This is a genomic window from Nostoc sp. DedQUE09, assembly GCF_034530915.1.
Taxonomy (GTDB): Bacteria; Cyanobacteriota; Cyanobacteriia; order Cyanobacteriales; family Nostocaceae; genus Nostoc.
The window spans coordinates 1-12,767 of the sequence record NZ_JAVRCE010000046.1; the positions used below are offsets into that span (position 1 = coordinate 1).

General features: G+C 42.1%; 10 protein-coding genes and 1 pseudogene. 2 read left to right on the forward strand and 9 right to left on the reverse strand.

Annotated elements, in window-relative coordinates:
• Nucleotides 1–167: 167 nt before the first annotated feature.
• From RMY27_RS24380 to RMY27_RS24400, 5 genes and pseudogenes are all read right to left on the reverse strand, one after another.
• Nucleotides 168–491, reverse strand: a complete 324-nt coding sequence (locus RMY27_RS24380) for a hypothetical protein (protein ID WP_322667461.1) — start codon at nucleotides 489–491, stop codon at nucleotides 168–170.
• 222 nt (nucleotides 492–713) lie between these two features.
• Nucleotides 714–1,412 (reverse strand): hypothetical protein, encoded by a 699-nt coding sequence (locus RMY27_RS24385; protein WP_322667462.1) that lies wholly within the window; start codon nucleotides 1,410–1,412, stop codon nucleotides 714–716.
• The gene (locus tag RMY27_RS24390) at nucleotides 1,387–1,683 is read right to left on the reverse strand and encodes a type II toxin-antitoxin system VapC family toxin (protein WP_322667463.1); all 297 of its coding nucleotides are present in this window, start codon (nucleotides 1,681–1,683) and stop codon (nucleotides 1,387–1,389) included. Before RMY27_RS24390 ends, RMY27_RS24385 begins: the two co-directional genes overlap by 26 nt.
• 149 nt (nucleotides 1,684–1,832) lie before the next feature.
• Nucleotides 1,833–2,149: pseudogene (locus RMY27_RS24395) on the reverse strand (transposase-like zinc-binding domain-containing protein); the annotation flags it as partial.
• 431 nt (nucleotides 2,150–2,580) lie between these two features.
• The gene (locus RMY27_RS24400; protein WP_322667464.1) at nucleotides 2,581–2,763 is read right to left on the reverse strand and encodes a hypothetical protein; all 183 of its coding nucleotides are present in this window, start codon (nucleotides 2,761–2,763) and stop codon (nucleotides 2,581–2,583) included.
• A 343-nt stretch (nucleotides 2,764–3,106) separates the two neighbouring features.
• Here RMY27_RS24400 and RMY27_RS24405 point away from each other — a divergent pair, with 343 nt between their 5' ends.
• Together RMY27_RS24405 and RMY27_RS24410 are read left to right on the forward strand one after the other, a co-directional pair.
• The gene (locus RMY27_RS24405) at nucleotides 3,107–5,326 is read left to right on the forward strand and encodes a peptidase domain-containing ABC transporter (RefSeq protein ID WP_322667465.1); all 2,220 of its coding nucleotides are present in this window, start codon (nucleotides 3,107–3,109) and stop codon (nucleotides 5,324–5,326) included.
• 100 nt (nucleotides 5,327–5,426) lie between these two features.
• Nucleotides 5,427–6,929: an HlyD family efflux transporter periplasmic adaptor subunit gene (locus RMY27_RS24410; protein ID WP_322667466.1), complete on the forward strand. Its 1,503-nt coding sequence runs from the start codon at nucleotides 5,427–5,429 to the stop codon at nucleotides 6,927–6,929.
• A 418-nt stretch (nucleotides 6,930–7,347) separates the two neighbouring features.
• Here the strand turns inward: RMY27_RS24410 and RMY27_RS24415 are convergent, their stop codons facing one another.
• From RMY27_RS24415 to RMY27_RS24430, 4 genes are all read right to left on the reverse strand, one after another.
• A complete protein-coding gene (locus tag RMY27_RS24415; RefSeq protein ID WP_322667467.1) occupies nucleotides 7,348–7,929 on the reverse strand; it encodes a Uma2 family endonuclease in 582 nt (193 codons plus the stop codon).
• 48 nt (nucleotides 7,930–7,977) lie between these two features.
• Nucleotides 7,978–9,573, reverse strand: coding sequence for a DHA2 family efflux MFS transporter permease subunit (locus tag RMY27_RS24420; RefSeq protein WP_322667468.1), 1,596 nt, complete (start codon nucleotides 9,571–9,573; stop codon nucleotides 7,978–7,980).
• A gap of 169 nt (nucleotides 9,574–9,742) precedes the next feature.
• A complete protein-coding gene (locus tag RMY27_RS24425) occupies nucleotides 9,743–11,002 on the reverse strand; it encodes an MFS transporter (RefSeq protein ID WP_322667469.1) in 1,260 nt (419 codons plus the stop codon).
• A 270-nt stretch (nucleotides 11,003–11,272) separates the two neighbouring features.
• A complete protein-coding gene (locus tag RMY27_RS24430; protein ID WP_322667470.1) occupies nucleotides 11,273–12,745 on the reverse strand; it encodes an HlyD family secretion protein in 1,473 nt (490 codons plus the stop codon).
• Nucleotides 12,746–12,767 lie beyond the last annotated feature (22 nt).

A 12,767-nucleotide genomic window follows, 5' to 3' on the forward strand; every position in this document is an offset into this window, starting at 1 on the left:
GATAATTTCAGTTATTTACTACTTGCTTATCTCGGAAAGTGACAGAAGAGGGATATAATATACTTATTAGTACTTAAGTAATTATTGGTTGAATTTGCAGTAAAGGGTAAAACTATCCAAATGCGATCGCAATCTTTGGACGGAGGGCGAGTTTATGTATCTCAACTTCATTCTTGTTCAAATCCCTGATTACTAAATTTGAGAACCCGACAATTCTCGCTGACTGTGCGAATCACGTTCTCTGACAGTCCTTCAGGGACAGTGACATGAAGTTCCAAGGTAATTTCTACTTCAGCATCTACTAAACTACTGAGGTGTTGAACAACCTCGTCTGCTATCTGTCCAACGTCACGTCGTAGCCGCAATGCGTCCAATTTGACTGAACCGTAGAAACGTTTTGGTGGAACTATAACAGTCACTTGGCTATCAGAGGAGCCATCTGCTGTTACTACAGTGTCAATAGTTTTTGCCTTGTCAGTCTTATAGCTCAATACAGTTCAGTTAAGCACTTCTTGCTTCTTTTCTTTGCATCTTTAGCGGTTCGTTAAAAAAATGATTTTGATAAAGAGTTAAGCTTTAACTGAACCGTATTGTCTTATAGCTTCCTGTTTTTTCTTTAAATACTGGTGGAGTTACAGGTTTAGCAGCAGCATCTGCCTCAAACTGGCGTTGTGCTACTTCTGGCTTAACTATCAGATTTTGACTGCTAAGGGTTACGTAATGTGTTCAGCTGCTTTCAAACCAAGATAACGTCCTTTGGATTCATCCCAGCCTGTGGCATAAGCAAAGTTTTCATTCCACAGTAATGCTGCAACTCCTTCTGCGATCGCTTGTAATAGCACTTGTTGATTTTTGATGCGTGGCAGGTAAAGGTAGTACGCTAAGTACTCCCACAACTTTTTAAGGTCGAGGTGGTTTACATCGCGCCAGAGATAAGGGTCGAGAGCTTCCAGGCGCAGGCGGCTGGCGGCATAGTTAGCAATCAAATGTTCTTCATGAACTGCTTTGCGACTTGCTTGCAAAATAGGAGAGTCTTGCTTTTGCAATCGAATTTCTTGCCATTCTATCTCTCCTTGGGGGTCGGGTTGCATCGGTACTAACAGCCAGATGTAAGCTTCCTGAATTAAACTTTTTACATCTTTGTCGGTTTGCTGTTGTTTAGTCGTCGCCTGATTGCTTTGAAAAACATCTAAGTTTAAGGCTACTTTATCTTGAATAATCGAATTCCAGGCGAGGTACTGGCAAACAGATTGTTCTAATAGCTCCAGTTTTGCCTTGTCTGGTGCCAGGAACAGCAACATATTTTTGCAGTACCGAGGACTGGCTCCCTTTTGGTTTAGTATTTCTTCGGCTCTGGTGCGGGCTTGGGTTTCGCTTTCCTTATTTTTATGGGGATGTTGTGGCCCCATCACATTTATGGTGTAGAGGCGAATCAGCAACCTTTATTCCATGTGCCAATGTCATAGATAAAACCTCAAACCGACTGAAGCGCAAAGCCTCCTCCAAATTACCAGGAGCAATTAACTTTCCTAAAGACTGTTTAATTGAAATTTCCCAAGCACTAATCGCACTGACGAAAATTAAATTTTCAGGATTAATAATTACCTCTCGTAACCGATCTGACAATTTAGAATCATTTTCTAAAAACCACAACAAAATATGAGTATCTAATAAAAAGCTCACTACTCATCCCCATAAAATGCTGCAATTACTTCTTCTGGAGTCTCATCAAAATCATCAGCAATCTTAACTTTTCCCTGCCAAAAACCCGCAACTCTTGGCTTTAAGGCATCATTTAAATCAGCTTTAGTAACTGTAGGCTCAGGTTGAGTGGTTTCTAACTCATCTAATTCTCCAACTTCTGGTATGTCTTCGCTTGGCGGTGCATCGGGGAGTTTTTCTCCCATTTGTTTTAACCAATAAATTACGGTTGTATGGTGACAGGACTTTATCACGCTCAATTGCTCGCAATCCCAAAACAAGAGACGTCTGATCTTAAACATTCTTGCTTGATTTCATCTGAGTACCCTCTTGCTGGACTGTAAACATCGATAAATTGACGACCACAATTGACGCAAATGTGGTTTTGTTTACCTCTTCTTTTACCATTTTGTCTAATCTCAGTAGACTCACAGTATGGACAATGCACAGTATAATACCTTAATTCATCCCTTTATTATGCAACGCCAGTATATTTACTGTTTGTGGCTGTGGTAGCTTGATGTTGCCTAGAAAATGGCTTGAGGGCTGATTTAAGCGATCGCTCCATGCTAGTGGCTACAGGTAAAGTGAAATAGAGTGCGATCGCATTCCCTGCTACTTAGATATCTTTGCGAAAATTATAGATTGACAAAGAATTTGGTGGAGCCGTGAAGGACTGGATACTAGAGAAGGTGTATAGGAGATTTACGCAAGAAGCTAGCTAAAGGCTATGCAACAATTCTGATTTTTAAGGGGGGTTGGGGGGATCAAAAGCTTGTGGGGCAATGTTAAAAGACTTGTGTGTACACCGTAGGCTTGCGGGCAGGGAAGACGAAGCGTAGCTTTGGCGGGGTGGGGTTCTTCGGGTTTAATAAGTAATCAAGGGAACATGACAAAATGTCCTGTTTGCAAGAAAGTTTTGATTTTTTGAGCGATCGCTTCTAGTGTTTCTTGGCTTGGTTGTTTCTTAGGAAGCTTTTTGCCCCGATATCTTCTGCATAAGGATTTTACAGATTTTTTCCCAGATTTTCGCTTCTTCAGTGCATAAACACTAAAAGTCATCGTAAAGAGTCAATAACAGAAAAGTTTACTTAATTAAGTATCAGAAAAAAGGTGTAAAGAAGATTTACTGGCTGATTACTGATTTGAATCTTTGAGTTTACATTGTCCTGTCTCAGTTCAAATCGAAGAGTTAACAACTCATATCATGTCCGCTTGATTGCTTATTAAACCCGAAGAACCCCACCCCGCCAAAGCTATGCTTTGTCTCCCCTCCCCGCCTGCGGGGAGGGGCTGGGGGTGGGGTGCAATGACTGTGGAAATCATAACTAATTATACGGACATGATATCAATTAAATCGGGTCAAATGACTCGACTGTATTCTTCCCCATAATTGCAGCAGAAAATGAAATACCAAATAGTCCTTCAACACAGCGAAGAAGACTGCGGGGCTGCGAGTCTTGCAACCATCGCCAAACACCACGGACGCACATTTACCCTCAACCGCATCCGAGAAGCCGTAGGTACTGGTTCTAGAGGAACATCCTTGCTGGGATTGAAGCGGGGTGCAGAAGTACTAGGATTCAACGCCCGCCAAGTTAAGGCTAGTCCCCAATTACTTGACCAACTAGATCAAGCTCCCCTACCAGCAATTATCCACTGGAAAGGCTACCACTGGGTCGTATTATACGGACAAAAAGGCAAAAAATACGTCATTGCTGACCCTGGTGTTGGTATCCGTTACCTTACCCGTCAAGAGTTAATGGCAGGTTGGGGTAATGGCGTCATGCTGCTGCTGACTCCAGACGACAGTCGTTTTTATCAACAAGAATCAGATAAAATTGGCGGACTGGGAAGATATCTGCAACGGGTTTGGCCTTATCGTTCTATTCTCGCTCAAGCGATCGCCATTAACATCGCCATTGGACTACTTTCTTTGGCATCTCCTTTCATGATGCAACTCCTCACCGATGATGTCTTAGTACGAGGTGATACCCAACTACTAACGACTGTGGCCATTGGCGTTATCGCCATGAACTTAATTAGAAGCGCCATTAGTTTAGTCCAATCTCACCTGATTGGTCACTTCGGTCAAAGATTACAATTAGGGCTAATCCTAGAATACGGACGCAAACTCTTACATTTACCCCTATCCTACTTTGAAGGACGACGCAGTGGGGAAGTTGTCAGCCGCATTGCCGATGTCAAAGCCATCAATAACTTAGTTTCCCAAATTGTCCTCGGATTACCCAGTCAATTCTTTATTGCTGTAATTTCCTTGGGTTTTATGCTCTTTTACAGTTGGGAACTAACTCTAGCTTCCATAGTTGCATTTATGATTATCACGGGTGTTAACCTACTTTTCTTACCCGCGATGCGCCAGAAAACCCGGAATCTGATTATTTCTGGTACAGAAAACCAAGGCTTTTTGGTAGAAACATTTCGCGGTATCCAAGTATTAAAAACTACCCAAGCCACTCCCCAAGCTTGGTCAGAATACCAAGGGAATTATGGTCGCCTCGCCAACCTGGGCTGGAGTATGATGAAACTGGGGCTGTATAGCAGTACAATTACTGGCATTCTTTCCACCTTTATTAGTATTGGCATCCTTTGGATGGGTAGCTATTTAGTCATTAATCGCACCTTAACAATTGGTCAATTAATGGCATATAACGGCATGAGTGGCAACTTTCTTGGCTTTTTAGGTGCTGCCATCGGCTTAGTAGATGAGTTTATCACAGCCCAGATAGTCCTTCAACGCATGACAGAAGTTATTGACGCTACCCCAGAGTCCGAAAATGATTTTAAAAAGCCTTGGGCACAAATTCCTGGTCATGCAGATATTACTTGCACTGAACTTAACTTTCATCACGCAGGTAGAGTTGACCTCCTACAAGATTTTTCCTTAACTATTCCTGGCGGTAAAGTTATTGCTTTAATTGGCAAATCTGGCTGTGGTAAAAGTACCCTGGCAAAATTGCTGACTGGTTTATATAAAGTCGAATCTGGCAATATTCGTTATGGTTTTTATAATCAACAAGACCTATCCTTAGAATGTCTCCGCCAACAGGTGGTATTAGTTCCTCAAGAACCCCACTTTTGGAGTCGTTCGATTATTGATAACTTCCAGTTTAGCTATCCCCATATTAGTTTTGAAGAAATTGTCAAAGCTTGTCAGATTGCAGGTGCAGATGAATTTATTAGCAAACTCCCTGATAAATATCAAACTGTTTTAGGAGAATTCGGGGCAAATCTTTCTGGTGGACAACGCCAAAGATTAGCCATAGCCAGAGCCATAGTTACTCAGCCACCAATCTTAATTTTAGATGAATCCACGGGCGCACTCGACCCAGTAAGCGAAAGACAAGTATTAGATAGACTTTTATCCCATCGTCACAATCAAACGACTATTTTAATTAGTCACCGTCCCAAGGTGATACAGAGAGCAGATTTAATTGTATTTTTAGAACAAGGACGCTTAAAAATCCAAGGTACACCAGAAGAATTGCGCTCTTTACCTGGCGAACATTTAGATTTCTTAGATGATCTTTTTCCTTCTCAAAATGGGTTGGCGCTAATATCTTCCCCGGCTCATCATAACGGCAAGACTGCCACTATTAATTAAGATAGTTCGTACCTCCGCTTCCCTACGAGACGCTACGCGTAGCTTCTCCGTAGGAGTACGCTCGGCAACCTAATTCGTAATTCGTAATTCGTAAGAACTCATGGTTAGTAATACTAATTTTCTCCCTCCAATTCAAACAAACGAATTCCTCCCACCAATTAATCGTTGGACAACATGGGGCGGAATGTTTATTCTCTGCGTTCTCGGATTAGCTGTACCGCTTGCTGCAATTTGTAAGTATAAGGTTACAGTCCAAGCACAGGCGGTTGTGCGTCCGGCGGGTGAATTGCGAATTGTGCAAGCGGCGACTGAAGGTCAGGTTATGCACATTTATGTCAAAGAAAATCAACTTATCAAAAAAGGAGATGCGATCGCAACTATCGATGACTCCCGTCTGCAAACCAAAAAAAGTCAATTGCAAACTAGTATTCAACAATCTCAGTTACAACTAGTGCAAATCAATGCCCAGATTAGTTCCCTTAATAGCCAGATTCAAGCCGAAACTGACCGCCTTAACCGGATTATTACTGGCGCCGAAGCCGAATTGAGCGGCCGCCGTCGCGAATATCAAGATAAAAATCTTACCACTGTTTCCGAACTCCAAGAAGCTGATGCCAACGTCAAAATTGCCGAGAAAGAATTGCTGGCTGGGAAAGCACAGTTAAAAACAACACAAGCAAATCTCCATGCTGCTGAAGCTGCTTTGGGTGTAGCCCAGTCAAAACAGAAGCGATATGAGAGTGTAGCCAACCAAGGGGCGCTATCTCAGGATCAATTGGAAGAAGCACAATTATCTGCCAGACAGCAAGAGCAAGCGGTAAAGGCACAACTTGCAGCAGTAGAGGCGCAAAAACAGACAATTGAACGGTTACAACAAGCGGTATCTGCTGTGATTGCCAGAAGACAACGCGCCCAAGTTGCCGTAAATCCAAGTAATGCAGCAGTAACTGTTGCTACTGAGCGAATTGCTCAAGAAAAAGCCGGGGGGGAAAGCAACAAAGCAACTTTAGAAAAAGAACGCCAAGCCTTAATTAAGCAACGGATTGAAATTGAAAAGCAGTTAGAGCGTGATACTAGCGAACTCAAACAAGCAGAAATAAATTTAGCTCAAACTGCGATCGCAGCTACTGCCGATGGTATCATTTCCCAACTCAATCTGCGAAACCCAGGTCAAACTGTACGTGCTGGCGAGGAAGTCTTGCAAATTGTCCCCTCTGATGCACCCCAAGTTTTGAAAGCTGCCGTGGCATCTGAAGATCAAAGTAAGTTAAAAATTGGTCAAAAAGTCCAAATGCGGGTCAGCGCTTGTCCTTACCCAGATTATGGTACTCTCAATGGTCAAGTACAAACGATTTCTCCAGATGCGATCGCTCCTCAAAAGAATGGCACAAATACATCTATGAATGGGACTACTAGTCCAAAAGCTACTGCACCTGGTGCTTTTTATGAAGTTACAATTGAGCCGGAAACTTTGGTTTTAGGTAAAGGGAAAAACCAGTGTCATATTCAATTGGGTATGGAGGGTAGGGTTGATATTATTTCCCGTGAAGAAACTGTGCTGCAATTCTTCCTCCGCAAGGCGAGGTTGATTAGTGATTTATAAGCTAACGCGCCTACATATTGCACTATTTTCCGTGTAGACCGTCACTAGTCATTAGTCACTTGTCACTTGTACTGAGTGTAGTCGTTGGCGTGGTCACTAAGCGTAGTCGTACCCCTCCGGGGAAGCAAGCTACGCGCAGCGTCTCGTAAAGAAGTGCAGCCTCTCCAAGAGTTGTATTTGTTATTTGTCATTTGTGTTTACCAATTGGACTTAGGACAATTGACTTAGGACAACCTCACCAGTTGATGTGGTAACTTAAATGCGTAACAGCCTAACTTTGTCTTTTGGGAACTATTACCTAATTTTAAGTTCTTAAAACTTTACTTTCACATTTGTCGAAGTAAACAAGTGAAAAATTTTTGCGATCGCTCTCTGCTGAACAACTCAATGCTTTAGGAAGTGAGCCATAAATGTTAGATTAGGAAATATTCTCATCTATCAATATTACATCTTCATATATTTCTGCGATCACACACCGAAAATCAACGCTAGCCAAATGCACTTCTTCCCCTTTTTCATAAGGGTAAAGTACCCAATGCCCTTCGTCATTGCGGCGGAAGCATTCGACACTCATTCTATCTGGTGAAATTAGCACATATTCTTGCAGTGATTCTAAATGTCGATAACTAGCAAATTTCTTTCCTCTGTCATAGCCTTCGGTTGATTCAGAAAGCACTTCGATAATTAAGGAAGGATAGCACTTAAAATATTCAAATTCTTTATCTCGTGTATCACAATTCACCATTACATCGGGATAAAAATAGCGATTTATGGCCTCGATTTGTGCTTTCATGTCTAACATATAGACACGGCAACCACTACCCCGGAGATGGTTTCGCAACAGTACAAATAAGTTTCCTACTACAGTTACATGAGCATCGCTTGCTCCTGCCATTGCGTAGACTTGCCCATCAATATACTCGTGTTTGATTTCACTAAATTTCTCGCCTTCTAAATACTCTTCTGGGGAGATATAGTACTCACTTTGGCTAATGACCATTTTAGTACCTTAGTAGTTTTATCAAACATTTTAACCCATACAACAAATTTAATGAGCGACAGCGCCACCAGTTGGCTTCACCTTTTTGAGAAATAAAATAGCAATTCCACTGACTAATAATGCAATCCCAATAAAGTAGAAACAATCATTAAAAGCCATTACAAATGCTTCCCGGCGGACGATGTTGGATATAGATGCGATCGCTTGATTTTGGGCTGTACTTAAATCTGCTCCTCGACTGACGAAATACTGCGTCATTTGGTCAATACGCTGTTGAGTTTCTGAGTTATATAAAGATACTGTATCGCCCAATCTATTAGAGTGAAATTGCTCTCTATTAGTTAACAATGTTGCTAAAGAAGCAATTCCGATAGAACCGCCCAGATTCCGCATCATATTAAATAAACCACTTGCCGAACCTGCTTCTTTTGGACTTAATCCACCAGTGGCGATAGAAGTTAGCGGCACCATAATTAAAGGTTGACCCATTGCACGCACAAATTGCGACCACCGTAACTGATCTAATCCAGTTTCATTAGTCATTCCAGAGTTCATAAATGCACTGATGGAAAATAAAGTGACACCAACAGCCACCATTAAGCGCACATCAATGCGTTGCATCAATTTGGGTATGAGGGGAATAATAAATAGTTGGGGAATACCAGCCCAAATCAACACTTCACCAATTTGCAGCGCATTGTATTTTTGAATTTGGGCGAGATACAACGGTAAAATATAAATTGAACCATACAATCCTACCCCCAGCGACACATTGACAATACTAGCTAAACCAAAGTTGCGCCTAAACAAAAGCCGCAAATTAATAAATGGTTGCTTACGAGTTAATTCAATATAGAAAAATATCGCCAAGAAAATTCCTGCAATTATACTTAAGCGCACAATCAACGCTGAACCAAACCAATCTTTGCGGCTACCTTCTTCTAAAACAACTTGTAGGGAACCTAAGCCAATAGCCATCGCAATAATTCCCCACCAGTCACCTTGTTTGAGTAAATTAATTTGGGGTTTTTCTTGCTTAATTCCGTACCAAACACCAGCCAGCATTAATGCTCCTGGAATTACATTTATATAAAAGTTGTATTCCCAACCAAAATTTTCGGTTAACCAACCTCCTAATGTTGGGCCAATTGAGGGAGCAAAAACTGCACTAAACCCAAATGCAGCCAGTCCAACTGATTGTTTGGATTGGGGTAAAGTTGTTAAGACAACTGTCATAGCAGTAGGAATTAAAACTCCTCCGCTAAAACCTTGCAAGGCGCGAAATAAAATCATGGAATTAAGATCCCATGACCAAGCACAGCATATAGAAAAGAAGATAAAGAGTGCAGTATTGACTAATAAATAACGTTGCAGAGAAAATACTCGTGATAACCATCCTGTTAGAGGAATTACCACAATTTCTGCTACAAGATACGCGGTAGAAATCCAAGAACCTTCTTCGAGAGTAGCTCCTAAACTTGCTTGAATATCTTGCAGCGAAGCATTAGTTATTTGAATATCCAATACTGCCATAAATGCACCAAGCATACTGGCTAATACACCAATCCAGGTTCTTAGCGGTACACGCTCTGGTGGTAAAGCAGGATTTTGCCCTTGCTGACGAATTACACCTGTATTAGCCATAACTTTATTCCAGTTTTAAGGTTAAGTAGCAAAAAAATTTATGATTTAATCTTATATCAATATGTCCTTTGCCTCTGCGTGAGCTTGAATCAGCAACGCTAAAAGTTAAAAAATAATTGCTATAGAAAGCTCTATTAAAATAAATATAAATTTAACTGAGTTATTTATCTTAAACTTCTTGAGTTTTAATAATCCCCTTTTGCTCATAAATTGGACGCATTATTTTCCTTAAAGCAGGTAACTGTTTGCTAAAAATAATTGACCCTAAAATACAAGCTATCCCATCAATAATTAAAGTGTTGGGAGCGCCAATACGACTTGCTAGGAAACCTCCTAATAAATTACCCACGGGAATCATTCCCAAGAATGACATTGTGTATAAGCTCATCAATCGTCCGCGTTTATCGTCTTCAACAATGGTTTGTAAAAATGTGTTGCTAGCAGCAATCTGAAGAATTGTTCCTAAACCAACAAATAACATTGTAAATAAAGAGAGTGGTAAAAATCTAGATAAAGAAAAGGCAATTAAACCAGTTCCTAAAATTGCTGGAGCTAGAGCAATCAATTTCCCAATTCCTAAGATTGTTTGGCGCGTAGCTAGATAAATACCACCAGTTAAGGCTCCAACTCCAGATGCCGCCATCAAAAAACCCAAACTTTCTGCACCACCTTTGAGAACTTGTTCAGCAATTACGGGGACGAGAATAGTGTTTTGCAGTCCCATCAGGCTAACCAAAGCTGATAGCAACAAGATAGATCGAATGGGTGGGAAGCTAAAGGCATATACAAATCCCTCTTTGACTTTTTGCAAGGGATTACCGTCAGTTACCGCATTTTTCCAAGGTTTAACTTTCATCGCCAATAAACCAACGATTACAGCAACGTAGCTCAAACCATCAATTAAAAAACAATAGCCAGTTCCAACCCTAGCAATTAATAAACCCCCGATCGCAGGGCCAATTAATCTAGCACCGTTGAACATCGTGGAATTAATCGCGATCGCATTGGCTAAATCTTCTCTGCGTTCAACTAATTCTGGCACAAAAGCTTGACGGGCTGGCGCATCTAAGGCGTTAATAAATCCTTGAAACAAACTCAAGGCGATGATGTGCCATACCTCAATCACTCCAGTTAACGCCAGCGCTGCTAATGTCAACGATTGAATCATCGCCAAGACTTGCGTACCAATTAAAGTACGATACCGAGAAAAGCGATCTACAAATACTCCACCAAAGGGAGCTAAAAAAAAGTTAGGAATTTGACTAGAAAATCCCACAACTCCCAACATGAATGGGGATTTTGTCAAGTCATAAACTAGCCAAATTGTGGCAAGTTGCGTCATCCACGTCCCAATTAGGGAAATACCTTGCCCAGCAAAAAACAGTTGGTAGTTTCTTGACCTTAATGCAGGTAGTAGCGGTTTTTTCATCTCAGGCTTGCTTTATACCAATCTGCTTTCATAGATATCATTTCACCCGATCTCTATACGCCTCTCTTTAGATGTAGGAGAATCTCATAAGCAGAAAGAGGTTTTTCATCTTGCTTACAGGCCATTTCGTATTTAATGATGTCTGGTTGATTACTTACTAAACCCCAAGAACCCCACCCCGCCAAAGCTACACTTTGTCTCCCCTCCCCGCTTGCGGGGAGGGGCTGGGGGTGGGGTTCTTTTATTATGGGTAACTTAGGGAACATGATATTACTTGACTTCCACCGCAACTTCCGCAGACATCCCAGGAGTAATCCGCGATTCGTATCCTTGAATGCTCTTTTGGTCGAAAACTATTTTAACGGGAATGCGTTGGACGACTTTGGTAAAGTTACCTGTAGCATTATCCGGTGGCAATAAGGCAAACTGAGCGCCAGAAGCTGGCGAGATACTATCAACACGACCAATAAAGTTGTGATGAGGGAAACTATCCAGCTTGATCTCTACAGGCTCTCCTGGGCGCATCTTTTCTAATTGAGTTTCTTTGAAGTTCGCAACTACCCAATAGCTGTTATCCACGATCGCCATTAATGGTGTTCCTACTGCGACGCGGTTGCCAACTTCCACATTTTTCCTACCTACCCGTCCAGCACTAGGAGCAGTAACATTTACATAGGATAGTTGTAATTGCGCGTCTTTTAGCGATGCTTCTGATTGTGCGATCGCTGCTTTTGCCGCTTCGTATTGACTGCGTTTGACTGTGGTATCTTGTCCGCCTGCGGTAGCTTGTTGCAATCCTCCCTTAGATGCTGCCAATTTCGCTTGGGCGTTGGTAACATTTTCTTGCGCTTGTGCTAGTTGAGACTGGGCTTTGGCGACACCAACTTTGGCGGAGGCTAACTTGGCTTGAGCTTGTTGCACTCCCTGAATCGCGGCGTTTTTCTGTGCGGTAGCTACATCATAGGCAGCCTTGGCTGTATCTAGTTGCTGACGAGGAATCGCACCTGTTTTATACAATTCGTTATAACGATTGTAATCTGCTTGTGCTCTTTCCAAATTGGCGTTTGTTTGCGCTACCTGCGCTTGGGCTGCGGGAATCCCGGCTTGGGCTTCTTGGACTGCTGCAAGGGATGCGGGAATCCCAGCTTTGGCTTCTTGTACTGCTGCTTGGGCTGTAGAAATTGCTGCTACTGCACCACTGACATCTCCTTGTGCTTGAGTTGTCTTACCAGTGGTGGTTTGTGAACTTAAAGCAATATTTGCTTGAGCCGCTTGCGCTTGACCACGAGCATTTTCGAGGGCTGCTTGTGCTTGTTGCACCTTGCTTTCATAGTCTCGTGGATCTAACTTCACCAACAATTGTCCCGGTTGCACCAGTTGGTTGTCATTTACCAGCACTTCACTTACAGTTCCGGGAATGCGACTACTAACTTGGTGAATATTTCCCACAACAGTCGCGTTATCTGTTTCCTGGTGGGTAGAGGCGTATTGCCAGTAGTGAAAACCAAAAGTACCTGCGGCGATCGCACCCACGCCTAATCCTGCCAAAATTAAACCAGTCGGTCTTTTCCGCTTCGGTTTCGCTGGAACTTCTTTCTCCGTCTCAGGAATTACAACAGGTGCTTCTGCTGTTGCGGATGTCTCTGCGGTAACAGTTTCTAATGTCTCTAAATCGGGAACCACTTCTTTTTCTAAAATTATAGTCTTGTGTCCGTTGCGTCCGTTCAAACTATTAGCACCCATGATTCTTACCTCGTTTGCTCGT